The organism is bacterium SCSIO 12844 (assembly GCA_024397935.1).
Taxonomy (GTDB): domain Bacteria; phylum Pseudomonadota; class Gammaproteobacteria; order Francisellales; family Francisellaceae; genus M0027.
On the sequence record CP073743.1, the window covers coordinates 2370002 to 2396108 of the forward strand.

Annotated in this window: 24 protein-coding genes and 1 pseudogene; 15 read left to right on the forward strand and 10 right to left on the reverse strand. The window is 31.2% G+C overall.

The features are described 5' to 3' along the window. Positions 1-5 precede the first annotated feature (5 nt). Genes KFE69_10560 through KFE69_10570 form a run of 3 tightly spaced genes read right to left on the reverse strand, consistent with a single transcriptional unit; the run spans position 6 to position 4564 of the window. The gene (locus tag KFE69_10560) at positions 6-2024 is read right to left on the reverse strand and encodes a hypothetical protein (GenBank protein UTW41939.1); all 2019 of its coding nucleotides are present in this window, start codon (positions 2022-2024) and stop codon (positions 6-8) included. 15 nt (positions 2025-2039) lie between these two features. Beyond that, positions 2040-3482: a hypothetical protein gene (locus KFE69_10565; protein ID UTW41940.1), complete on the reverse strand. Its 1443-nt coding sequence runs from the start codon at positions 3480-3482 to the stop codon at positions 2040-2042. Positions 3483-3526: 44 nt separating this feature from the next. After that, on the reverse strand, positions 3527-4564 hold the full coding sequence (locus KFE69_10570; GenBank protein UTW41941.1) for a hypothetical protein: 1038 nt from the start codon (positions 4562-4564) through the stop codon (positions 3527-3529). A gap of 337 nt (positions 4565-4901) precedes the next feature. Between KFE69_10570 and recN the strand changes: the two genes are divergently transcribed. From recN to KFE69_10590, 4 genes are all read left to right on the forward strand, one after another. Then, positions 4902-6581, forward strand: coding sequence for a DNA repair protein RecN (gene recN, locus KFE69_10575; GenBank protein ID UTW41942.1), 1680 nt, complete (start codon positions 4902-4904; stop codon positions 6579-6581). 77 nt (positions 6582-6658) lie between these two features. Then, a complete protein-coding gene (sthA, locus tag KFE69_10580; protein ID UTW41943.1) occupies positions 6659-8023 on the forward strand; it encodes a Si-specific NAD(P)(+) transhydrogenase in 1365 nt (454 codons plus the stop codon). A 90-nt stretch (positions 8024-8113) separates the two neighbouring features. Further along, the gene (locus KFE69_10585) at positions 8114-8422 is read left to right on the forward strand and encodes a hypothetical protein (protein ID UTW41944.1); all 309 of its coding nucleotides are present in this window, start codon (positions 8114-8116) and stop codon (positions 8420-8422) included. Between the two features lie 16 nt (positions 8423-8438). Further along, positions 8439-9236 carry a sterol desaturase family protein gene (locus KFE69_10590; protein ID UTW41945.1) on the forward strand — a complete coding sequence of 266 codons (798 nt, stop codon included), beginning with the start codon at positions 8439-8441 and terminating at the stop codon, positions 9234-9236. A 47-nt stretch (positions 9237-9283) separates the two neighbouring features. On the opposite strand, the gene KFE69_10595 is transcribed toward KFE69_10590, so the two are convergent. Then, positions 9284-9571 carry a hypothetical protein gene (locus KFE69_10595; protein ID UTW41946.1) on the reverse strand — a complete coding sequence of 96 codons (288 nt, stop codon included), beginning with the start codon at positions 9569-9571 and terminating at the stop codon, positions 9284-9286. A 307-nt stretch (positions 9572-9878) separates the two neighbouring features. Between KFE69_10595 and KFE69_10600 the strand changes: the two genes are divergently transcribed. Both KFE69_10600 and KFE69_10605 read left to right on the forward strand, forming a co-directional pair. After that, positions 9879-10880 carry a ribonuclease I gene (locus KFE69_10600; protein ID UTW41947.1) on the forward strand — a complete coding sequence of 334 codons (1002 nt, stop codon included), beginning with the start codon at positions 9879-9881 and terminating at the stop codon, positions 10878-10880. Between the two features lie 33 nt (positions 10881-10913). Next, positions 10914-12856, forward strand: a pseudogene (locus KFE69_10605) (bifunctional 2',3'-cyclic-nucleotide 2'-phosphodiesterase/3'-nucleotidase). Between the two features lie 49 nt (positions 12857-12905). Here KFE69_10605 and KFE69_10610 read toward each other — a convergent pair. After that, the gene (locus tag KFE69_10610; GenBank protein ID UTW41948.1) at positions 12906-13712 is read right to left on the reverse strand and encodes a hypothetical protein; all 807 of its coding nucleotides are present in this window, start codon (positions 13710-13712) and stop codon (positions 12906-12908) included. 218 nt (positions 13713-13930) lie between these two features. On the opposite strand from KFE69_10610, the gene KFE69_10615 reads away from it, so the two are divergent. The 6 genes from KFE69_10615 to KFE69_10640 all read left to right on the forward strand — a co-directional run bounded on the left by KFE69_10615 (position 13931) and on the right by KFE69_10640 (position 18416). Next, positions 13931-14314, forward strand: a complete 384-nt coding sequence (locus KFE69_10615) for an MAPEG family protein (protein UTW41949.1) — start codon at positions 13931-13933, stop codon at positions 14312-14314. A gap of 286 nt (positions 14315-14600) precedes the next feature. Continuing rightward, a complete protein-coding gene (locus tag KFE69_10620) occupies positions 14601-15251 on the forward strand; it encodes an RnfABCDGE type electron transport complex subunit B (GenBank protein ID UTW41950.1) in 651 nt (216 codons plus the stop codon). Positions 15252-15256: 5 nt separating this feature from the next. Then, complete coding sequence (nth, locus tag KFE69_10625) at positions 15257-15904, forward strand: endonuclease III (GenBank protein UTW41951.1); 648 nt, start codon at positions 15257-15259, stop codon at positions 15902-15904. Next, positions 15904-16335, forward strand: coding sequence for a DUF1841 family protein (locus KFE69_10630; GenBank protein UTW41952.1), 432 nt, complete (start codon positions 15904-15906; stop codon positions 16333-16335). Before nth ends, KFE69_10630 begins: the two co-directional genes overlap by 1 nt. An 85-nt stretch (positions 16336-16420) precedes the next feature. After that, the gene (locus KFE69_10635) at positions 16421-17395 is read left to right on the forward strand and encodes an HlyD family secretion protein (GenBank protein ID UTW41953.1); all 975 of its coding nucleotides are present in this window, start codon (positions 16421-16423) and stop codon (positions 17393-17395) included. Beyond that, positions 17382-18416: an FUSC family protein gene (locus KFE69_10640; GenBank protein ID UTW41954.1), complete on the forward strand. Its 1035-nt coding sequence runs from the start codon at positions 17382-17384 to the stop codon at positions 18414-18416. The genes KFE69_10635 and KFE69_10640 overlap by 14 nt, the downstream gene beginning before the upstream one ends. A gap of 10 nt (positions 18417-18426) precedes the next feature. Here KFE69_10640 and KFE69_10645 read toward each other — a convergent pair whose 3' ends face one another. Beyond that, on the reverse strand, positions 18427-19623 hold the full coding sequence (locus KFE69_10645) for a multidrug effflux MFS transporter (protein ID UTW41955.1): 1197 nt from the start codon (positions 19621-19623) through the stop codon (positions 18427-18429). A 71-nt stretch (positions 19624-19694) separates the two neighbouring features. After that, entirely contained in the window at positions 19695-21371 is a 1677-nt protein-coding gene (locus KFE69_10650) for a hypothetical protein (protein UTW41956.1), read from the reverse strand. A gap of 270 nt (positions 21372-21641) precedes the next feature. Between KFE69_10650 and KFE69_10655 the strand changes: the two genes are divergently transcribed. The 3 genes from KFE69_10655 (at position 21642) to tusC (ending at position 23139) form a co-directional block, all read left to right on the forward strand. Then, positions 21642-22379, forward strand: coding sequence for a Bax inhibitor-1/YccA family protein (locus KFE69_10655; protein ID UTW41957.1), 738 nt, complete (start codon positions 21642-21644; stop codon positions 22377-22379). 62 nt (positions 22380-22441) lie between these two features. Then, positions 22442-22780: a sulfurtransferase complex subunit TusD gene (gene tusD / locus KFE69_10660; GenBank protein ID UTW41958.1), complete on the forward strand. Its 339-nt coding sequence runs from the start codon at positions 22442-22444 to the stop codon at positions 22778-22780. A 5-nt stretch (positions 22781-22785) separates the two neighbouring features. Continuing rightward, entirely contained in the window at positions 22786-23139 is a 354-nt protein-coding gene (gene tusC, locus KFE69_10665; GenBank protein ID UTW41959.1) for a sulfurtransferase complex subunit TusC, read from the forward strand. Here tusC and KFE69_10670 read toward each other — a convergent pair. From KFE69_10670 to KFE69_10680, 3 genes are read right to left on the reverse strand one after another with little or no spacing between them, the layout of a single operon-like run. Further along, positions 23133-24110, reverse strand: a complete 978-nt coding sequence (locus KFE69_10670; GenBank protein UTW41960.1) for an FUSC family protein — start codon at positions 24108-24110, stop codon at positions 23133-23135. The two genes, tusC and KFE69_10670, sit on opposite strands and share 7 nt — an antisense overlap. Further along, positions 24103-25071: a hypothetical protein gene (locus tag KFE69_10675; GenBank protein UTW41961.1), complete on the reverse strand. Its 969-nt coding sequence runs from the start codon at positions 25069-25071 to the stop codon at positions 24103-24105. The genes KFE69_10670 and KFE69_10675 overlap by 8 nt, the downstream gene beginning before the upstream one ends. Next, positions 25052-26047, reverse strand: coding sequence for an HlyD family secretion protein (locus tag KFE69_10680; GenBank protein UTW41962.1), 996 nt, complete (start codon positions 26045-26047; stop codon positions 25052-25054). The genes KFE69_10675 and KFE69_10680 overlap by 20 nt, the downstream gene beginning before the upstream one ends. Positions 26048-26107: the final 60 nt, after the last annotated feature.

The window sequence follows — 26107 nt, forward strand, 5'->3', positions numbered from 1 at the left end:
AAAAGCTATTGATCTGGCGATAATGGAGTTCTCTGTTGTTGATTTTTAGCTAATTCAGCTGCTATTTCACCTTGCTTATGGAATGGTTTATTTGTTTCTTCTGATTTAAATTCTTGTTTTCCAATTGGTGTTTCAGCCTTTTGTGCTTGAGCACTTGATCCATTATATTTAACTTTTAATTCATCGTAAGTTAATATATTAAACTCTGAAAGGTAAGATTTATCATAATACATAATTGGTTTTTTTTCCTTATAATAGTCAATACCTAATATATCTTCAGCAACTTTTAAAAAATCCTGACAAGCAATATATGACGGTGCGCTTGCAGCCCACATATACCGATTGGAAGGACTGTGCGTTACTACACGTAATATTTGATAATAAGTTTCCTTAAGACTATCTAATGTTAATGTTTTTGAATTTTCCAACTCTAAAGCCGTTTCATCAATAAATTGGTTTAAAACATCATCAAGTGTGCCATTTGCTTGCTCACGAACATTATATAATGCTACTTTTAATGCATTAGCAACAAAGCCTACTTGTAAATCAGATACCTTAACCTGATTTTTATTTACATAATAATTTAATAAATTTTTAGCCGTTTGTATTTCCAAATTATGTAATGATTCAATCTTTGGACCAGCTTGATCAAACTGATGGTCTAACAGCTCAAGTTCGTCTAATTGAGACAATAATAAAAGTAGCTCATTTCTATCCAAACACTTTGAATTAATATCTTTAAATAATTGCTTATATAAATTAGTTTTGACATTATTAGCTTCACTATCTGGGCTGTCATAAGCTAATTTCCTTAGGCCAGTTTTAACTAAATTTTGTATAACAATTAACTTATCATAGTCATTTTCTTTTGGTTTATGTGCATCTTTTAAAGTTACATTTGCTGTACATGTTGGTATTTGAGCAAATAATGATTCTAAAAATTTCTGATTAATCGCGCCTTTTTCTGTTTTATAAGCATTAACAATGATAGTTCTTATCTCATCATTATTATCAAGTACCTCCTGCTGGCTTGGATGAAGCTTAGCACCTAACTGATGATTTATTATTAAATTAACAATCATTCTATCTATTAGAATAGTCATTTTTTGCTGACCCAACATTGATTGCTTTACTCTCAGTAAGCTATCAATGATTTCATCGATATTAATTTCCTGCTGTGAATTAGTTACGTTTATCGCACTATGTTTTTTATGCTTAAACAAAGTAGCAAATAGTGACTCTAAAAAAACTTGATTAATATTATTTTCATCTATTTGATACATGCTAATTATAAGCTCTCTAGCTATTGAAACTTTTTCTAATGCCATTTCTTGGTCTTTACTTAGATAAATACCAAATCTTGTATTGATTAAACCAATAATTACAAGGTCAATATGATTAGATAAACCAGCATTTTCAAAACCAAATATTTTAGCAATAGATATAATGTTCTGTTGTTGATCTTCTATTTTTTTACTTTTCTTTGCTTCTTCAAAATTAATAAAATGAATATCCCCTTTAGGGTCAATCATTATATTTTCTGAATTAATACCTTTGTGAAGAATACCCATATAGGCTAACTCTCTTAATTTAAGATATATATCAATAACTAACTTAGTTTCATCATCATCAGTCACTTCACTCTGTTGTTTTTTAGTTTTAAAACTTTCTAAATATTGATCCAATCGTTGACCATAGGGATATAAAAATCCAATCTGCTTCTCTTTTTTTTCTGGATCATTAATTTCAGTTGAAGGTGCAATACCAATTGATGCAGCATAATCTGTATGTACAACATAACTTTTCTCTACTGGTTGAGCCTTTAGCCAATAAAAATTTCCATCCTTTTTATCTTGTGCTAAACATATTTTTGTACTTTCACCTAAGCTGTGCTTTAAAGTAATTGACTCATCAACGACTAGACTTCTTTCTGCAAATTCTATTTCTTTAATATATTGTGTTTTTTTTGGATCAGATAATTGATCCCTAATTGACTTTGGTTTATTAACATTTGGTAATGGCATTTTATCTCTCCTTGTTTATTCTAAATCTAACGTCCCATCCGTTTTCACCAACTGACGTTCTTCATCCTTTTTCTGAAAAAAATTCAATGCTCCCCAATAGGAAGAATTTTCTTTTTCTTCTTGTGGGTGTGTTTGATCCCATTGTTGATAAGTCATTAAATTCATTTCTGAATGTCGTTGTTTTAATTCATCCAGCTTGCCACTTTGCGCATTTTGCCAATCTTCATCTGAGAGCTTAATACCAATAGAAGCACCATTAATCGTATTCTTTAAAGCAGTAAACATTCTTTTTGATTCTTTATATGCAGTTGTCTCATCTGAACTAACCCAGCCAACTTGATGATTAAAAATAATAAGCGCCTGTAAAATTACTTCCTTTATTTTAGAAATAGACTCTACTGTATTAGGTAATTCTTTCACTTGTTTTAAAGTCATATTAGCGTAATGCTTTTTAACTTTATCTGATGTGAATTCTAATACTTCTTCTAAAGCTGTTTGCATAAACCCTTTTAAGAGATTAACTAAATCAGCTACTTTATGATTAACTATTTCTAATAAGTTTTGATCTATATGACTTTCTTCCTCTAAATGAGATGGGCCTAATACATGTTTAACTTCTTTTTCATTTACTCCAGTCATATAACGTGGCATATATTCTTGCATAAATAAATCAAACTGTTGGCCATATATTTCAGACATATTGGATAAAGCACTTGGTATTTGATTGATAAACTTTTGCGCTTCACTTGAAAATGTTGCCTCCAGCCAATAATTTTGCAATAACATCATATCTTTAATTACATCATCTATTGTATCACCAACAGGTAATGTTAATTGCATTCCTTTAGCATAACTTACAACAGCACTAGCTTCATTATAGCGAAATATTGTCCCAACATGATCTGACTGATTGCGATGAAAATTGATATCAATACTAATATCATTAACTATTTTTTCTATATGAAATTTTTCAGGCAACCCTATCATTCTTAAAATGCTATATAAATGAGATTTCCATATATTTTCAGCATCATAATTAGATCTTGCATAGAAAATTGGCTTTTCATCCCAGTTAGGACTATATTCTTGACCCTGATCCTTTAAACTAATTTTTCCTTGTGCATTTATTTTAAAACTACCAGGGCAAACTATTCTTAATCTAGCATTAGCTCCCTCTCTTTTATGTAAATCTCTAACAATAAATAGTAATTGAAATGCTAAATTAAATTGATGTTCTCGAGTAAGCTTTCCTTTATTTTCTTTTAAATAAGTTCCAAAGTCTTGAAAACTATCTTCCTGCTCTTTTTCCTCTTTCTTTGTTTCTGTCTTTTCTACTCGACTTTCTAATAGCATTAACTTAGCTTTTAACGCCTCTATTTCTCTAGCTTGTCGCTCTATAATACTTTCATGACGCTCATTTTGTATACCTTTATCTTTACTGTCATTTTCTAATCCCATTAGATTAATCCTCCTTTATTAATTAATGAAAATTGATATAAAAATTAGACTTTCAGTGATAAATCTTCTTTCAATTCAGTATTTATCTCTTCAGTAAAAAAAATTAAATTAGCTGTTTTACATTCCATCAATGTTTTAATTTCAGCAAACCGTTTAACTCCCAGTCTTTCTAGTGCTACAAAATCATTACCTTTTGCTATTTCTATCTCTTTAGCATCGATATTTAATAGTTGACTTGCTAAGTTAAAATATGGATCTGACTCTTGTGAAGAGTTTGTTATTGTTGAGAATGACCTACCAAAACTAAACATACCATCTTGATGACTAGCTACTCGATATGATGTTAAAAGTATCAAACGTAAGGTTTCTCTAGTTAAGTTTTTAAGGTTTTTTAATTGTGAAATCGTTTCATTAGCATAGTCTTTCTTATCATCACCTTGTGCTGTTGTTCTTATTTTTTTTAAACCATTAATGATTAAATCAGCAATAATTTTTAAATCATTCTGAATAAAAAATATATTTTTTTCAGTATCTACAAAAGCACACTCAAGTAACTTTTTCGTTGAAACTAGAGTGCTTATTCCTGCACGTTCACTTGCAGAGCTAATTTTTGTTGAAAACTCATCTTCATCAATTCTTTGCCCACTTTTTAGCGCTTCTTTCATATACTGTGTCAACAATACACCATAAGGGTGGATAATAGGCTCGCCTTGACAGCCACTAAAATCAATTAAATAAGGATTACCTTCTTCATCCTCTGCTAGTTTAATTGATCTTTCTAAGTCTTTATATTCCCCTGTAATATCATAATAATCACTAATTAAATATCGCCTAGTATTAATGATTTCAAAATAATAAAATTGACTTTGTAATTGATCTTTATCTTCACTCTTATAACAAAGCTTATATTTTTTTTCATTTAGATTTCTTTCAAAGTAAAGATTGGCATCTTGCCAAGCATCATTTCGCTTTTGTTCACCCCAAATTACTCGCCTTACAAATATATCAGGCAACCCTTTAACCCAATTTTCTTGTAACTGAGGCATTTTAAATGAATTTTCACTATTATCACTTAAACCCATAAAATATCCTTGTCAATAATTATAATGAAATTCCATTTTCATTAAGTATTAAATAAGAATAGCTTGACAGCTATAAAAAATAAATATTGAAATTATTTCAAAAATATTAAAAATAAAATGACCATTTCAATGGCTAAAATGGCAATAAGTAATCAAAAATTTAAGAACTGTATTACAATTACCCATACTTAAACCTTAAACTAAAAACGCCCAACACCCTATGACTATATTGGTATATTTGGCCCTCTGACATTAAGATTAACCCATAAAACTATCTTTAAGATGAATATTTAACTACAATAATTAACAAATTAAAAGGGATTAAAGATAAAAAACGATGCTAAATTCACTAAGTATTGATCATTTCGCTATTATTGAATCGGGACATATTCATTTTAATCATGGTATGACTGTCATTACCGGGGAAACGGGTGCTGGTAAATCCATTTTACTTGATGCATTAGAATTAGCGCTTGGTGCTCGATGTGATAAAGCACTTTTAAATGAAAAAGAGAAAACAACCATTACTGCGGTCTTTGATATACAATCAATACAAAACGCCAAAAAATGGCTTAAAAATAATGAGCTTAATACTAATAATGATGAATGTATTTTAAGGCGCGTATTAAAAAAAGATGGTTTATCCAAAGCCTATATTAATGGATTTCCTGTAACACTATCTCAAGTTAAAAATTTATCAAGGCTGTTAATTGGTATTTATGGTCAGCATGCACATTATGATTTATTAAGTCCGAAAGAGCAGCTAATTAAATTAGATACTTATATGAATGAACCTAAGTTAGTTGATTCAGTTAAATCGAATTTTCATGCAATTGGATTAATCAACAAAGAACTTAATAAACTCTATTTAAAACAAAAACAGGCAGAAACTGAACAATCATTATTAGCTTATCAATTAAATGAACTAGATGAACTATCACTTAATGCTGATGAAATTGAAACACTTAATCAACGCCAAAATGAGTTAGCACATGCTACAGAGCAACTCGATAAGCTACATCATATCTGTACTAATTTATATGAAAATGATGAAAATTTAATTGGCCAACTAGATGAAATTATTTATTCACTTTCTCAAGCAAATTTCAATCAAAAAGCCATTGAAAGCCCGCTACAAATGCTTGAACAAGCAAATTTACTCACTAAAGAAGCTTATGCTGAACTCAATCAATTAAAAAATAATATTGAGATTAATCCTGAAGCATTAGAAACCATCAATGAACGCCTTTCACAAATCCATAATATTGCCAGAAAACATAAAATAGATATTCATCAACTTTACGATCATCAAAATCAGTTACAAAATCGTCTCAATCAACTAAATACCATTGATAATGAAATTAAACAGTTACTAGATAAAAAAACACAAGCAGAAAATGAATATGACAAGGCTGCTAAAGTACTTTCTGATAAACGTAGAAATGCTGCCAAATCATTTGCAAAACGAACGAAAGATCATATACGCAAGTTAAATATCCCAAAAGCAGAATTTGAAATTATCTTTACACCATTAAGTGACCGAAATGAAACTGGTATAGAAAACTGTGAGTTTATGATCTCATTTAATCAAGGGCAGCCTTTAATGCCAATTCAAAAAATTGCATCAGGTGGTGAGCTATCACGCATTGGATTAACTATTAATGTCATTGCTTGTGAAAAAGTAGCCCCACCTACTTTAATATTTGATGAAGTTGATGTTGGTATTAGTGGTGCAACTGCTGAAATCGTTGGTCAATTACTATCAATTTTATCTAAAAAAGCGCAAATTTTATGTATTACACATCAAGCACAGGTTGCATCACAAGGCCATCAACATTTGCATGTTTATAAAAAACAAACAAATAATAAAACACGCTCCTTTATTAAAGAACTAGATAAAGATGAACGCATTAAAGCCATAGCTAATATTATTGGTGGTATTGATTTAACAAGCCAAACCATTGCCCATGCTAAAGAGATGATTGATAAATTTTCAGATCAAACCAACCCACAATGAATCACTCTGTGCTACAATACGCCGATAGAATACAAATAAAAATTTATCTTAAACTTAATACTATATAAGGTTTATCTATGCATTATGATACCATTGTTATCGGAAGTGGCCCAGCTGGTGAAGGTGCTGCACTGAAATTGGCAAAATCTGGTAAAAATGTTGCAATCATTGAAGAGAAACGCTCCGTTGGTGGCAACTGTATCCACCGTGGCACCATTCCTTCAAAAGCATTACGCCATGCAGTAAAAGAATATGCATTTCACTCTAAATACCATGACTTTAGCTACACACAAATGCTTGAAAGCGCAAAAGAAGTTATCAAACAACAAGTTGAATTACGAGTTGGCTTTTATAAACGTAATGATGTGACCATGCACCATGGTCATGCACAGTTTATTGATGCCAATACAATTCTAGTTACTGCCGATGATCATCAGACTGAGACATTAACAGCTGATAGCTTTGTTATTGCAACTGGCTCGCGTCCTTATCGACCTGAGGGTGTTGATTTTGATCATCCAAGAATATTAGACAGTGATAAAGTACTTAACTTAAAAGAAAGCCCTAAGAGTATTACTATTTATGGTGCTGGTGTAATTGGCTGTGAATATGCTTCTATTTTTAGAACGCTAAAAATGCGTGTCAATCTAATTAATACACGCAGTCAATTATTATCTTTTTTAGATGATGAGATTATTGATGCTTTAAGTTACCACTTAAGAGAGCAAGGCGTTAGAATTCGTCATAATGAGTCTTATAAATCTATTGTTGCTGATGATCATGGCATTACTCTAACTTTAAAGTCCAATAAAGTAATCCACTCAGACTACTTTTTATTTGCTCAAGGTAGAACAGGTAATACAGATCGTATGGGATTAGAAAAAATTCATATCAAAACTGACTCTCGGGGCTCTGTAGAAATTAATGAAAACTATCAAACATTAAATCATTCACATATTTACGCTGTTGGTGATGTGGTTGGTTATCCATCTCTAGCATCTGCTGCTTTTGATCAAGGTCGTTTTGCAGCAACGCATATTTTAGAAGGTCATTGCGACGCACATTTAGTTAAAGATATACCAACAGGTATTTACACACTGCCAGAAATATCTTCAGTTGGTAAAACTGAAAAAGAATTAACCGCTGAAAAAATACCCTATGAAATTGGTCACTCTTTTTTTAAAGATTTAGCCAGAGCACAAATTGCTGGTAGAAAAACAGGTATGTTAAAGATTTTATTTCACAGAGAGAGTTTAAAAATTCTTGGTATTCATTGCTTTGGCAATCAAGCATCTGAAATTATTCATATTGGCCAAGCAATTATGTCACAAAAAGGTAAGGCTAATACATTAATGTACTTTGTTAATACTACCTTTAACTATCCAACAATGGCTGAAGCCTATCGCGTTGCCGCGTTAAATGGTTTAAATCGGTTGTATTAGATCCTATTGATCTTTCAATTAATACTGATTATCTAACAAGAAAAACCTCACGCAAATTTATACCATTTGTAGAGACGTCGATTTGATTGAATGATTTGTTCAATCTTATCACTATCTAATGCATCAATATATTCATCCAATGTCACAATATCTAAACATGGAAAAGCACCTGTCTTTATTGTATTGCCACGTACTAGTTTTTTAGCACAAATAATTGCTGGTGTAGTAGGTATTTTTATTATCAAACAAATTAATTATAGAAATATCAAGACAATCCTAAAGCCATTTCGATATTATACTTTATTTCACCTATTAAATATTATTGTTATAGTCAGCTTATTAATTGTCATTTATATGATGGTAACAAAACTTCAAATGCAGTATCCTCAATTAAAATGATGAATTGGAAATTTAAATGCATTTATTAGACTATGAGATTTGGATTCGCTTAGGCGCATTTTTTAGTATTTTTGTTATTATGGGCATGTTAGAGATCATTATTCCAAAGCGTCAATTAGCAATTAAAAAACCAACACGCTGGTTTAATAATATTACGATTGTCATTTTAAATAGTATTATCTTAAAAATTCTCTTTCCCACTGCAGCTATAGGGGTTGCATTATGGGCAAATTCACAACAATTTGGTTTATTTTATTATCTAAATCCACCCTTTTATCTATCAGTTATTCTATCTATTATTTTTTTAGATTTTGTCATTTATTTACAACATGTTATCTTTCATGCTTTACCGATTCTATGGCGCTTTCATCGTGTACACCATATTGATCAAGATATTGATGTAACCACAGGTTTACGATTTCATCCAGGTGAGATTATTCTGTCATTATTAATTAAATTTGCAGCAATTATATTTATTGGTGCGCCAGCTGTTAGTGTGCTTTTATTTGAAGTAATCTTAAATGCAACTTCAATGTTTAATCATAGTAATATTCATTTAAATCGCTTATTTGATAAATTACTACGTAGTTTTATTGTAACACCTGATATGCATCGCATTCATCACTCGGTCATTACCAAAGAGACGAATAGTAATTATGGTTTTAATCTATCGATATGGGATCGCCTATTTGGCACTTATCGCAAACAACCTAAAAAAGGCCATCAACAAATGCAAATTGGTCTAGCACCTTATAGAAACCCACATCAAACACAAAGAATACTATCAATGCTTTGGTTTCCGTTTGTGAAATAAGTTCTATACTCTCTAAGGCGCGATGAATCGCACCTCTACAACCCTAACTATGCAAGACCACACTTTAGATTTAATGGTACTGCAATATCCATATACTTTGGATTTGCTAAATTTAGATTGTTCATAATTTCAGCATATTCATCAGCTGAATTCACTTGAAGCCTTGGATTAAAGTTTTTCTCTTCCCATATTGTACTTGAAGTACTTCCATTATAATCATGTGCGGGATAGACAAGCGTATTTTCATCTAATCTAAATAATTTATTAGTAATGCTATCATACTGAACATAGGGGCAACCATTTTGAAAATCCGTTCTTCCAGAGCCTCTAATCAATAATGTATCTCCCGTAAATACTTTATTATCAATTAAATAACTATATGAATCATCAGTATTCCAGGTGTATAAATTGACTCTAATACAATGCCATCAAAATTGATTTTTTCAGCATCTTTTAATTTCAAAGAAACCAGTTCTACTTGAGCTTTTTCGCCCATATAATATTATGTTAATTTCAAAATTAATATGAACTTGAAGTTAACATATTGCAAGTGGTATGTCTTTGAAAAACAATTTGACAAATGATACGCATCACCGTATCGTCAACTTAATTTAATTATTTCATCAGAAAGGAATTTAACCGATGAAATGCTTTAAAAATTATACCTCTATCATACAAATAGCGCTAATTAGCATTACGTTTATTCCGCTTAATATCAATGCATCCCCCTTATCTGGTACATTTGATGTCACAGCTGAATCTTGTCCCGCCTACGTATCAAAAAATAAACAAACAAATCCAGGAGATATCACTATCTCAAAAGGTGAAACATATGATATTACTGAAGGTAATACTGACGAAAACCCATCCTGGTATCGCTTATATATTGTTAATGCACCTGAAAATACTTTACGCTGGGTTAGTCAATCTTGTGGTATTGCACATGTTGATCCAACTTCAAGCTGTGTACAACAACCTGGTAAAGCAGATAGCTATGTACTCGCTTTAAGCTGGCAAAGTGGTTTTTGTCAAACTTATGGTTATAAACAAGGTAAACCTGAATGTTTAGATTTTCCAAAAGATAATTATAATGCAACACATTTTAGTCTGCATGGCTTATGGCCCAATCAAAATGCTTGTGGTACTAATTATGGTTTTTGCAATACAAAAAAAGAAAGTAGTTTTTGTGACTACAACCCATTACAACTTGATAATGATACCTCAACTAATCTATTACGGTTAATGCCAAGCTATGCACATGGTTCATGCCTTGAACGTTATGAATGGAATAAACATGGTAGCTGCCAATTACTCAATCAAAATGACTATTATGATCAAGCTATCGAACTAATTGATGAAATCAACAATTCAAAAAACTTAATGCTATTTATTGATAGTCATATCGGTAAATCTATGACAATTTCTGAATTTAACAATGAGTTTGATCAAGCATTTGGAAAAGGTGCCAGTGACAAAGTCTATCTTGGTTGTCAGAATAATATGTTAGTTGATGTCTATGTCAACCTACCATTACTCAATGGTATTAATTTACCACATCTAGCTGAATTATTACCATTAGCTAATCATGCAAAAAATGATAATTGCCCTGAAACATTCATGATTTCTGACTTTCATACAAGCTAGCTTCAATACTTTTAAAAAGGAATAAATATCAATATGAAATATCTATATAGCATTGTATTTGCTTTAGTATTTTTTAAACCATTATTTGCACAAACCATTGATTTACAGATACTAGAGACAACTGATTTACACAGCTACTTCGATAATTATGATTATTATCAAGATAAATCATCAAATCAGTTTGGCTTAGCATTAACCGCCAGTTTAATTAAACAACAACAAGCTAAAAACAAAAATACCATCCTAGTTGATAATGGCGATATTCTACAAGGTAATCCTATGGGCGATTATGTTTACCATAAAGGCCTAGATACAGAGGGGTTACATCCAGCTTATAAAGCACTGAATCAACTGAATTATAGTGTTGCAAACTTAGGTAATCATGATTTTAATTTTGGGCTTGACTATTTAAATAAGGCAATATCTGGCGCTAATTTTCCCTATATTAATGCTAATGTCTACTATGATGATGGTCACAGAAAACCATTAAAACCTTATTTCCGACAATATTTAATTAAATCTATACAGCTGATAGATACAAAAGGCAAAAAGCATACGCTTAAAATTGGTTTTATTGGTTTTGTACCGCCACAGATTATGCTTTGGGATAAACAAAATTTACAAGGAAAAGTTGTTGTTCGTGATATAATTGAAGTAGCTAAAGAATTAGTACCTAAGATGAAACAACAAGGTGCAGATTTAATTATTGCAATCCCTCACTCTGGCTTATCCAATGAGCCTTATCATAAAGGTATTGAAAACGCCGTATACTACTTATCTCAAATTAAAGGCATTAATATCATCCTATTTGGTCATAGTCATGGCGTATTTCCATCTAATGACTTTAAAAATATACCTAATGTGAATCTTAAAAACGGAACAATTAATGGTGTTTATGCAACCATGCCAGGCTATTGGGGTAGTCATCTTGGCGTTATTAATCTTATCTTATCAAATAAAGATGGTAAATGGGTAATTCAATCAGGCAAAGCTCAGTCTATTTCTGTTGCTAAAAGTAAACTTAAACCCAACAAAGCCATTCTTTTAGCATTACAATCTGATCATAATGGCACTGTCAAGTATATGAATCAAGCCGTTGGTTATAGTCATATTCCTTTAAATTCATTTTTAGCATTAATACAGTTTTCGCCTTCAATTCGCATCATTAATGATGCTCAAATTAGCTATATCAAATCAATCATTAAAAAAGATAAGCAATATAAAAATCTACCAATATTAGCTGCAATGGCACCTTTTAAAGCAGGTAATCGCCATAATGATCCTAATGGCTATGTTAATGTTGCTCAAGGTCAGTTATCACTTAAAAACATCTCAGATTTATATGCATACCCTAATACATTAGTTGCGCTTAAAATTAATGGCCAACAATTAAAAGAATGGCTTGAGTGTGCAAGTGGTCAATTTAACCAAATTAACCCTAATATAACCAAAAAGCAAAACCTGATTAATTGGCAATATCGAACTTATAATTTTGATATTATCGATGGTATCAATTATCAAATTAACGTTACTAAAGCACCTCGCTATGATAATGAGTGTCATGTAATCAATCCAAATAGCAGCGAATTGAAAAGCTAAGCTATCATGGCAAACCAATTAAAAATGATCAATTATTTATTTTATCAACGAATAATTATCGTGCATTTGGCAAATCGTTTGCTGGCACTAAAAAACCTATTATCGTTTATCAATCTGCTGATAGTCTACGTGAAATAGTAAGTCATTACATTACTGAAAAATCTAAAAAACACCAAAGCCTAGTATCATCATTAAAACCCAATTGGTCTATTGCACCTATTTATAGTCAAGCTAACTTAGATATTATATTTGAAAGTGCACCAACTAAAGAAGCCAAAAATTATATTCTCAAACATGCTCAATACCCAGTTACTGCTCAAGGTATTAACCAATTAGGCTTTGAGGTTTATAAAATTGATTTAACTAAGCCTATCTAAAGAGCTATTAGCATAAGCATCGAGGCACAATAAATTAATGCCTCTACACTTAAAATGTATAAATTTTTTCTTTTGACTGCTCATCAGGCATTAAGTTTATTTGCTTTATTTCACTATCATTTTTAGTTTGATAGGTTCTTTTAGCTGCAACTTTGCGTAAATATTGGTTTGGGTCACGTATCGAAAATGTACACGTGACTGTATCATCTATATATTTTTCAATAAATGGGTAGTATTGAGCCAAAACTGTAATAACTTTATCATATTTTTCTGGATGCAAAATTTCGTTTAAAGAGTTCATTTTATGATCTAATTGAATTTCAAACTGGTAATCAGCCCATGGATCAGAAATAATCACAGACTGCTTATCTAAGCCTAAAACAATTGTCACATCATGATAATTTGTAATACCAAAAAGCCTTGTTTCTAAACCTGCTTGTTCTAATAAATGGCATAAACACATTGCTTGAGATGTACAATTTGCATAGCTAAGTTCTACCACTTGATTATAAAATTCAGCTAAGCTTAAACAATTTAGCTGTAGATACTTTATCCTTGCATCTAATTGATGGAAATCAAAACATAGATCACTTGCTTTACGCATCCTATCTTTAGCAATTATTTTTTCTAATAAATAGTCTACTTTATCATCAGAAATCAAAATTTTTGCTTGCTTAATTGTTTGCTTTAATTGCTTTTGATAAGCTATTTGATAACTATTTTGACGCTCAGCTGTTAAACAAGTTTGTTCACTTAAACCATTAATATAACCTATTCGACTTAACTGAATATTATAAATTACTTCATCTTTTTTACGAAGAACAAATTGATTTAAGTCTCTGTAATCCTTTGGCATTTTACAACCCAACCTATTGTTATATAAAACTCACACACCTACACAAAATACAGCCACACACTGTATAAATTTGATTTCAAAATGTACTAATTATTTTTAGTTACGTCAATTTTTATTTAGCAATAATTAATTTATCTAAGTTTTTACAGTTACATTATAACTTAAAGTTGATACAATCAAAGCGCTTAACTAAATGATTAAAAAATGGATTTTCAACAATGGCAATTAGTATCTGGTGTATTGTTATCGCCTGTTTATTACCGTATCTATGGATTGTAATAGCAAAATGCAAAAAAGGTTATCTTGCACACAATCATGCACCGAGGTTATTTTTACAAAAGTTACACGGTTATAGACAAAGAGCGCATTGGGCAAGTCAAAATAGTTTTGAAGCATTACCTATTTTTGTAGCTGCGATTTTATCAGCTCACATACTGGGTAATATAAATCTATCAACCCTTAATATGCTCGCGATCAGTTATCTTATATTTCGAGTAATTTATGGTGTTTTATATCTACTTAATTTAGCCACATTAAGATCTTTAGCTTGGACGATCGCCTTGGTAATTAATATTGTGATTTTTTTGATACCGCTTATATAAAAATTTAAAATTAATTAATACTATTTTCTCGAGCTTGGTCAGACAGGCCCTGATTCAAACTAGCTACAGAAGAAAAGGGTTGATCAAGTGTTTTAACGTAATTATAAATTTCAGTTTTTGCAACCTCATATTTATCAGACTTGTTATATGTTACCTCAAAATATCAAACATTATTTTTATTGTGCATCTTAGTACCATAAATTTTCTCGTCAAATTAGACAAAATCCGTTATTATTGAGCAAGAATTTTTATCATAAATAAGCTTAAAACTACTTTTTTGAATTAAATGAAAATTACAGCGAAAGAAATTGACCAATTATTACCACAAACACAGTGCACCCAATGTGGTTATAAAGACTGTATGGACTATGCTCATGCGATTAGTGAAGGTACATTGCATAACCAATGCCCACCAGGAGGAAAAGTTGGTATTGAAAAACTATCCAAATTACTTAATCGTGAAGTTTTAGAATTAAATCCTGATAATGGCATTGAAGAACCAAGGCATGTTGCTGTAATTAACGAAGATTTATGTATTGGTTGCACTAAATGTATCCAAGTATGCCCTGTTGATGCAATAAGTGGTGCTAATCGCCTAATGCATACTGTCATTGAGGCAGAATGCACTGGCTGTGAACTATGCATCGAGCCTTGCCCAATGGATTGTATTGATTTAATCGAGTTAGCTAATTACAAACAACCAACGAATTTAGCCTATGATGAACAAGAAAAGCTAAAAAATCACTATCGTAGTCGCCATGATGCTAGAATCAAACGTTTAAACTTAGAAGAACAATATCAGCGTCAAAAGCATATTCAAAATAAAATATCTGTAACTTCAGAAAAAAATAAGCTTGATGATAAACAATCAAAACAAGATTATATTCAACAAGCACTGGCACAATTTCGCGCAAAAAAGAAGCAGCTAAAAAAGTAAACTTTATGAATAAAACTAAAATTAAACGTATTTTTGAGCTATTTAAAGCAAATAATGAAAAGCCAACAACCGAGTTAACTTACCAATCAACATTTGAACTATTAATTTCTGTGATCTTATCAGCTCAAGCAACTGATGTTAGCGTTAATAAAGCAACGGATAAACTTTATCCTATTGCTAATACACCGGAAAAGATTTTAGCCTTAGGCGAAGATGGTTTAATCAAATATATAAAAAGTATTGGCTTATATCGCTCTAAAGCTAAAAATATTATTAAAACTTGTCAAATGCTCATTGAAACGCATAACTCACAAGTGCCTGATAATCGAAAAGCACTTGAAAGCTTACCAGGTGTCGGTAGAAAAACAGCTAATGTCATTCTAAATACTGCATTTAACCAACCTACTATGGCGGTTGATACACATATTTTCAGATTATCCAATCGTTTAAATCTAGCACCAGGCAAAACAGTTAATCAAGTTGAAGATAATCTATTAAAAGTAATCCCTAAAGCATATCTTCAAGATGCCCATCACTGGCTAATACTTCATGGCCGCTATATCTGTAAAGCTCGAAAACCATTGTGTGATCATTGTATTATTTATAAAGAATGTGAATTTAAAGATAAAATTTTATATAAAGGTGATCAATAATGTTTTATGGCAATAATCGCCAATCATTAAGAGCTCAATTTTTTGATGCTTGGAAGAAATATCAAAATCATTTGCCCCTAACACCACTTGAGAATGAAATTGTTCAAGTAATTAGTGAACACCCTGAATATCAAGCAGTTATTGAAAACCCATCTAAATATGAAGATTATGATTACACACCTGAAAAAGGACAAACAAATCCATTTTTACATTTAAGCCTGCATTTAGCGATTCGTGATCAAATTAAAACTGACCGTCCGAAAGGTATTCAACATTTTTTCAATGAACAATTAAGCAAAAAACAGTCACAAGAACAAATTGAGCATCAAATGATGGAAATTTTAGCAGAGATGATCTGGCAATCTCAAAAAACAGCGCAAATGCCAGATGAATTAAGTTACTTACAATTGCTAAAACATCATTTTAAATAAAATATAAATCAATAATCATATTTTGTCTCAAAGTCTTATTTGTTAAACTTAGAATAAATCAACTAGCTATAATTCATAAAATTTTATGAAAATTAAAACATCATACCTTTTAACCCTGTTTATCACTATTTTAGTGATTTTTATTGCTATTTTTTTCTATGTAACTTTTTTTGGCCATTTTACTCGTGATGCTTATCTTTATAGCCGTTTTTCCAGAGTTAATGCCCTTCAAAGCAATCAGGTTGAAAAAATTTTTATTCATGATAATACCATCGTTAAAAAAGGCGATATTTTATTTAAGTTGGATGATAGTTCATTAATTTTAGAAAAAAATATTCTACAAGCTCAAAAACAACAATTAGAGCTACAAAAAATAGACATTCAAAGACAATTAAAATTAGCTAAAGCACAAATGGCTGTAGGCAAAAAACTATTTGAAATACAGAAACGAAAAACAAGTCGCTATACTGAACTATCCAAAGCAAATGAAATTTCACAAAATCAATATGATCAAAGTTTAGAATCACTAGAGCAAGAACACTCAAAATATATTACAACTCAAACACAAGTAGCCAATATCACGGCTAATTTAAATAATACCATCTCACAAATTAAAGTAATTACAGCCAAAATTAACCAAGTGTTACACAATATTGAACAGTGTCAAGTCAAAGCTAGATTATCAGGTATCGCTTCTAACTTTCATCTAGAGCCTGGTGATTACATAACCAAAGGTGAGCCACTTTTTTCAATTATCAATACTGATGAATGGGTTGTCATTGCTAATGTAAAAGAATCAGATTTAAGTGATATTAAAGTTGGTCAGTCAGTCACAATAATGACTAGTGTAACAGGCTTTCATCTATTAAAAGGCACTGTACTATCAGTAGGCAAAGGCGTTAATCGACCTGAATATTCAGCCTATAAAGCCTTACCTGATATTAGCCCGCTAGTTGATTGGATTAGACTTGATTATCGCTTTCCTGTCATTATTAAGCTTGATCCCACAGAGCTTAGCAAAGAATTTAGATTAGGCTCTGATGCAAATGTCTGGTTTTAAAGAACTTTTATTCAAAGAACACTCATTTGTAAATTTAATTGTTGCCTATCGAACTGCTTTTGCTGCTTTAGTAGCTATTATTATCACTTTTTATCTACATATCGGTTTATCCTTTTGGGCACCTATTGCTGCATTTGCCATTGCAGCGAATGTACAAGAAGGTATTGTTTATAAAAGCTGGCGTCGAATTTTAGGTACACTTACTGGATGCTTCGCAGCTTTAGGCTTCGTTTTAATTGTTCCTCCCCTTGTCTGGGGGTCTGTTATTATTCTGATTTTAATAAGCTTTATGGGGTTTTATTTATCAAAAAAAACAACTGAATTTTATTTTTTACTATTTATAGTCGTACATATGATTATCATTGGCACTTCCTTTATCCTCTCTCCTGGTGATGGATTAATGATTGCAAAAGATCGTATTTTCACCAATATCATCGGTGTACTATGTATTGTCATCATACAGCTAGCATTTTTTCCAATTAAAAAAGCTAATAAAAAACCACAATTTAAAATTCAATCAACTTATCATGCATTACGTTATGCTTTATTTATTAGTATTTCTATTATACTAGCAATCTATCTGTGGCAGTTATTTGATATTCCAGGCGGTATTTTGAATATGGCAATTACTATTTTAGCAATTACTCAGCTTGATTCAGGGGAAACCGTATTAAAAGGCTCACAACGATTGATTGGCTGCTTAATTGGCATTTTATTTGGTAGTTTACTAATTTTTATTGCTACTTATGGTTTATTTTATCTATTATTAGGATTCTTTCTAATTAGTGGTTTTTTTATTTACTATCATTTTCAACATCATAAGCATGGCTATGGTGGCTTACAAGCTGCGATTGCTTTATCAATTACAGCGTTTCCTAGTTTAGGTCCAACAACAGTTATCACTGATGGCTTGTTAAGAGCACTTGGTATTTTAATTGGTATCTTAATTACTTCTCTCATGCATTTTATTTTTAACAATATAGAGAATTTATTTAAACTGAGACCACAAGAGACTGTATAAATTAATCAGTTTATTTAGATGTTTTTTTTAAAAAATATAGATTAATAATAAATAATATCAAGGCAACTGAAATAATTATCACTTGTTGAAAAGAAATCTGTTTCATTAATTGATAACCACTAAAATGGCTAATCAAATAACTCGCTAAGCCTGCTATAGCAAACTTAATTAAATTATTAATGGCATTACCTGCCCCAAACGCATGCGTTAATGCATTTAATGACCTTGAAGTTAATAAACTACTGACTAGTGCAAAGCCAAAAGTTAAACACATAATACCCAACATAAAGCCAAATAAATTTGTTATAACATAAGTAAATAGCATGCTAATAGCCACACCAATGTAACACATAATAAAACCTATGCCTATTAAGTATTGATCTGAAATATCATCCACTTTTTTCTTAATCAAAAACTGCCCTGAAATAATACCAATAAAATTGATACCAAATATCGTACAATAAATCACATAACCATAGCCAAAATAGCCAATAATTAAAACTGAAGATGAGCTAATATAGGTAAAAAAAGCAGCAAAGCTTAAGCCTGAAGATAGAGAGTACAGAATAAAGCGATAATTTTTCAAATGCTCGAAATAAGAAATAACCGTTTTAAATAAATGGCTTGTTTTTTCCTCATCTTTTAATGTCTCTGGTATAAAAAAAGCAAGAAAAAACAGTATCACACCATAAATGGTTAAAAAATGAAAAATATCCTGCCAGCGTCCAAAAAATGTAATAATTAAACTACCAACAATTGGTGCAATAATAGGGGCTGCCATCATTATAATAACCATTGATGCAATCACTTTTGCTAGTTTCTTACCACTATAACAATCTCTTGCTACTGCCATCGCAATTACAGCACCAGAAGAATCGCCTAAACCTTGAATCAATCGCATAATTGTCAATGTTTTAAAATCTGGGCTTAGTGCACACAGTATGGTACTAACCATATAAATAAACATACCTACAATGATTGCTTTCTTTCTACCCACTCGATCAGATATTGCCCCCCAAATTAACATGCCCACACTAAAGCCAATAAAATAAGTTGTAATCGATACAATAACTTTTTCTATTGGCATATCAAAGTAATGTGCTATCTGGTGAAAAGCTGGCATATAAGTATCAATTGCAAAGGGCGGCAATGCAGCATACATCGCAAGTATTACGATTAAATATTTAGGATTTTTGACTTCGGGCATGGGTATGTTTTAGCCATTTAAACTAGAGTTACATTATATTAAAGGCTATTGATGAGAAAATAAAGACAAGTTTAAGCCTCTAGCATTTGTCGTTTAATATCTTTTCTGTTAGCTTGTGCAATATCTGCAAAAAGTATCTCTGGCTGCTGAATTAAAAGGCCAGAATCATGACAATAGCTTATCCTCGATTTATCTTCTAAATTAGAAGAACAACCAAAAAGGCCATAACCTCTAATCCAATTTTGCATCTCTTGTTTAATTTTATTACTAGTTTTTTCATCTAGTTGCATTAACTTTATAATAAATTTAATCGCTTGCTCTCTACCATGCGCCCCATGCTTAGTCCCTTCTCCAAAAGCGCCAGATGTCATATAATCATAAAAGGCTGTGACTGCTTTTTGCATATTTTCATTATCTTTTACCTGCAACCAAACATCTTCAAGACCTATACCAGTTTCATTAAATGCAACAATAACTTCGTTTAAATAAAAAATTGAAATTGCTTTTTGTAAATTATTACTACTTTTTAAAATATCCCATCGATCTTTAAAATCTATTGAATTAAAATACAACATTGAAACACTATCACGTAATAATTCACTATTTTTTAATTCATCTGCTTGAGGGTCATTAATTCCTAGTTCATTTAAAATAGCTATTAACAATAACCCACTCTTAATTTGACTCGATATAACTTGATTTAATCTTGCCTTAGCATTAAAGTCCAATAAATCAACATACCTGTCATCTATATATTTTCCTCGGTTACTCATATGAACTTGCATAGAGTAATCCATAGGTTTTTGCACCAAGTATGAAAGATCACTGGGTATTTCAGCTCTTATGCCAAAGTCATTGATAGGTGAATTTTGCCAGTAAACTCTTTCAATATAGCCTTGATAGTTAAATAAATCATCTCGACAAGTTGGATCTGTTTCTATCCTTAGCGCATAAGATATAATTAACTGATCCTCTTGTGGATGCAGTTCACCATTTTCTCTTTTTAAGGCTACTTTAAATAAAAAGCGCATATAATAATCTTTAGTTAAATTATGTTGAAATTTAGAGCCATTACCATTATAACCCAAACTTATCGCTTCACCTTGAGAGACTAACGTTATCCCTGGTATCAGTATATTATCTTGAAAAGACTTCATGCTCTCTGGCATCATAAACTCATTTAACTGCATTTGTATATTAGCAACATATTTTTTACTATCATCAACTGTTTTAAGATTTACCACGTCAAAACATTGTGTAACGTTACTATATTCTAATGCAAACTGGTTTAAATGACCTTTACTACCATCAAGTGAATTTATAAAATTTGTATATTTTTCCATACTACTATTAGGCAAACCACAGAACTGTGCCAGCTGTTTAAGGCTTTCTATATTTAGAATATCATCTATCTTATTAATAGCATCTTTATGATTTACTTCTGAAAAATTGTTCAATATTAGATCAAGCTCTGGAATAACCAAAGCTTCATGAATATAACCTGCATTGCGTTTAGGGTCAAATTCGCAGCCTTTCATTATTGCACCTTTTCTTCGTAAACCACAAAATGCTCGCCAATGTGATTCGCTGTTAGATTTATAAAATCCTCTTAATACAAATTGTCCTTGCATATCTTTTGTTATAGCAAACACCATCGGATAATCCCCCCATTGTAAATTCGCCACAGGAATAAACGCTTGTATAGTTGATGGGCTTATTTGAATAGTTATTTTTGTACTATGAAACATTCTGAACGTCATTATTAGCAAACCGTCATTAAAATTCCAAAAAAGAAATTATAATGAAATAAAAGTTACAAATAATATAATTTTAATAAAAATAACGCTATTCAATTAAATGAGAAATAAATAATTTGAAAAAGATATTCCCAAAAGTTAATAATATTCCCCTTGCATTTTAAAAGTTTGCCCTAATATTTACCTTATAAGCGGTTTTCTGGTATACTTTATAGCAGGTAAGCTGTATATTTAATAATCATCATAACAGGAGAAGCGTCGATGTTTAATAAGCCTAACAACGGTTGGGATCCAAATAAGAACCAGTGGAATCAGAATCAAGCACAGGTTAAAACAGATTTTCATACTGCTGGCCGTGGTCAGTCTGTACTTTCACAAAATCGTATACTTAGAAGTACGTATATGATGCTATCTGCTACACTGATATTTAGTGCTTTAATGTCGTTTATTGCTATGGCAACACAAGCTGCACCAATTAACCCGATATTTACGTTAATTGTTTATTTTGCATTATTATTTGGTATTAGTGCAACTCGTCGCAGTGTTATGGGTATTGTCTTAACTTTCGCATTAACAGGCTTTTTAGGTTGGACACTAGGCCCGATCCTTAACTTCTACATTGCTGCGTTCAGTAATGGTGCTGAGTTAATTATGATGGCTTTAGGTGGCACTGGGTTAATTTTCTTTGGACTTTCTGCACTTGCGTTAAACCCAAATAGAAACTTCACCGGTATTGGCTCATTTTTAGCCATTGGTGCTATTGTCGCATTGGTTGGTATTGTGGTTAATTTATTTTTACAAATGCCTGCTATTTATATGGCATTATCAATATTAATCGCATTTATCTCTGGTGGCTATATCTTATGGCAAACTAACATGATTGTACGCGGTGGTGAGACTAACTATATCATGGCAACTGTGACACTTTATATTTCAATTTTAAATATATTCTTAACACTATTACAGTTCCTTGGCATGTTTATGGGCAACCGTAACTAATCTTTTTTTATATTTCTTTATATAATTTATTCATTCTAAAATGGAACTTTGGTCTTTAAATTATGATTTTTACACTAATTATTCGATCTCATCCTTTAACAGACCAAGGTAGCCAATCTGCTTATCACTTTGCAAAAGCACTTTATAGCCAAGGTCATAGGATTCAGTGCGTATTTTTCTACCAAAATGGCATCTATCATGCACAAAATTACAGTTTACCTGCAGATGAACCAAATATTACCCAACTATGGCTACAATTAGCTAAAGAATATGACTTTGAGCTAACCGCATGTACGACAGCCTGTCAAAAGCGTGGTATTACAAATGAGCACTTTCCAGTTGCAGGTCTTGGTCAATTATCATCGAGTATGTTAGCCTCAGAGCGTGTTATAGAGTTTTAATGATTATGAAAGTATTAAGCGTTATTATTCGATCTACCCCTTATCAAAATTATCTTGCTGAGATACAAGATCTTATTCTTGCGCAGTCAGCTTTTTTTGATCATTTAAACATCCTATTTATCCATCAAGGTGTATTACAACTGATTAATCAGCAAAACCCACCTAAATTAACACATAAGAACTTCTCCAATATCTATAAGACTTTTAGATTATATGATATTGACTCAATCTATGTGGATGAGCAATCTCTAAAGCAATTTAATCTTCAAAGTAATCAACTTTTACTTGATAGTAAAATAATTGCAAATGCAGAAGTTAAACAAATTCTCGACCAAAGCAATTTTATTCTAAACTATTGATCAATTGAACAAGAAAACACCGTTAAGAATAAACGATGAATCTTACTTACTGACTCTATTAACATCACTTCTGATTGCTGATTTTCATCATATACAAGTGAGTCAACATCAATAATTTCTTTTAGCGGCTGCCCTGTTACAGATTCTGTTTGATAGCAATGAATTAAACTTTGAAAAATTTGAATATTTTTATTATATAATCTCTTTAATTGATCATGATAAAATTTAGCTAAATAATGTATCACTGATAATTCAACCCTAATCTCATGAAGTGAGTTTTGAATTTTATCTAGCTTTCTCTGACTAAAACTTGCTTTATAAAATCGATATTTAGACAAGTCAATTTGCTTTTGAAACTGCATAATTGACTCATTAAATCGATTAACATGTTCAAATGAAATTTGTTCATCCTTTGCTAAAGATTCCAAAAGATGTGCTAAATGAGCACTATAGGCTTTTAGTAAATCTTCTATTGAAATCTTAATGGTTTGTGCAGTTAATTTTGCCGGGCGAAACATTACTTCAAAACCAACACAAATGATGCCCGCAATAACCGTATCAATCATACGATCAAAGCCAAATTGTAATGGTGAAGTATCTTGCGGATTAATCATCGCAAAAATAAAAATCACCATAATGGTAACAAAGGCGCAAGCAATGACATAATTACTGATAATAAAGTAAGCAACAAAAAATATAATCAACGGTAATACATACAATAACAACTCACTAAACTGTAAAAGAGAAACAAGTAAGATGCCAAATAAAAGCCCAATTAATGTCCCAAGCATTCGCTCTTTAACGCGTATAGCTACAGTACCTTCTTCAAATGGGCCAAACATAATCATTACTGTCATTGGAATCCAATAACTTCTCTCAAGATTAAAAAATAATGAAATCCAAATGGCAAATGCAAAAGCAAGTGAAATCTGTATATATCGAATTAAGGTATAGTATTTTAATTCAGACATGAATTGACTTCCCCACATTATGCTTAATTAATTCATAATCTGAAAAGAATGCTTCAAAGTTCTCTTGTATATTGACCATAGCATCAATTAGAATGGGTGAGTATACACCTTTTTTAGTTTCAATATGAGGCGAATCTTGCTGTTTAAGACAATCATTAATTAGATGATGTAATAATACGATTAATTGTTGATTGTTTTCACATTTTGCATAAACCATATGAATGGATAACATGGCAAGACGTAAATAATAAAATGCACTTTCTAAATCTACTCTTAATTGATCATTTTCAGGTAATTTTTTAACTAAATTGCTAACGGTTAGCGTATGCTGTGATAATTGATAAAAGTGTTCTTTACAAATACTTAATTCATCAAACTGTGTTAAATTTTCTATACCTTCTAATACATGCTGTAATCCCAAACAAACCCGTTGTACTTCACGCTCTGGATAAAACCGTGTTAATAAAAAGGCGATAACTGTTACTAGTGTTACGTTAATAATCACCGTATTAACTTGATAAAAACTACCATCAGCTAAATGGGTTAATACTGCAGATAACGTTAGAACTAGTGAAACATGTAATCGATATAATGGTTTTTTTAAGGTTCCCAAATACATAAAAAATGCTAGAAATAAAAAAAAGCTAACCGTACCAATATAGCTAATTGCAAATAAAGTACTGCCAGAAAAACCTAGCAAACTCATCGCATACATCATAATCAAAGCTTGATATTTCTCAGTCTTATTCTGATAAAAAGGAATATTACAAAGTAATACCATTAAACAGCCCAAAAGCATAGGCATAAAAAAATTATCTAACTGAAAATAAAGATAGATAAAACCATTAATTATAACGGCTAAAACCGTTGCTGAAGCCACATGCAAAATTTCTAAATATGGATCACGTTTAGCTTGAAATTGATGAAACCATTGCCTTAGCTTAAGTATCAATTGAAACATAGGCACTCGCCCCCATATGCAATGGATAGTTTTTATCTGGTTGATCAATTTTAATTAACACAGGAAAGCGTTGTGGTAATAAAATCCACTGATTCTCATTCGGTACTTCTTGTAAATAATTCGTTGGATTAATATATTGACGTGAAACAGCCCAATTGGTAGAGACTACTTGCCCATAATAAATTTTACTACCTAAGTACATCCGCAATCGAATAGCAACTTTTTGACCGACCTTGACATGCGCCAAATCTGTTTCTTTAAAGTTTGCTTGAACCCACCAATGATCTGTATCGATAAATGAGAAAATTGGTTTTAATGCGGTGACTGGATAGCCTTTTGAAATGAATAAGTTAGTAACAATACCATCTGTTTTAGCATAAACTTTTGTCTCTTTTAGGTGATATTGAGCTAGTTGTAACTCTGCTTGTGCTTGGTCTTTCTTCTGCTGTAGCTGCTGTAATTTTATTTTAAATAAATCAAGTGCGTTTTTACTAATTTCTAACTTAGATAATTCTGATTGATAACTTAATGATAAATCATCGTACTTGGTTTTTGTCACAGCACCCGATTTAACTAATACTTGAGCATGTACATAATCTTCTCTGATTTTGGCAACAATATTTTGCTGTATTTTAATACGCTCTTTTAAATCTCGTAACTTTAATTGTCCCTCTTGTAGCTCAAACCCTGCAATTGCTAATGCATGTTTTTTGCTATTGACTGCTAATTGATAAGGTGTTGGGTCAAGTTCAAATAAAAGATCACCAACTTTAACTTTCTGGGCATTTTTGACATAAACCTTCTCAACAACACCAGAGACTTCAGAGGCAATAGGCCTTACATTAGCAACAACAAAAGCATTATCTGTTATCGGTGAAAAATAAAAATAAAAATAAATACAATAACCAATTAAAAGCGTTAACAATACACCAATAACAAATCGATATTTATTGATAAAACGAACGAATGACTGCATAAGAATCTCCGTATAGTACACTTGTGTTTAATCATACAATGTCGTGAAAATTAACTAAAG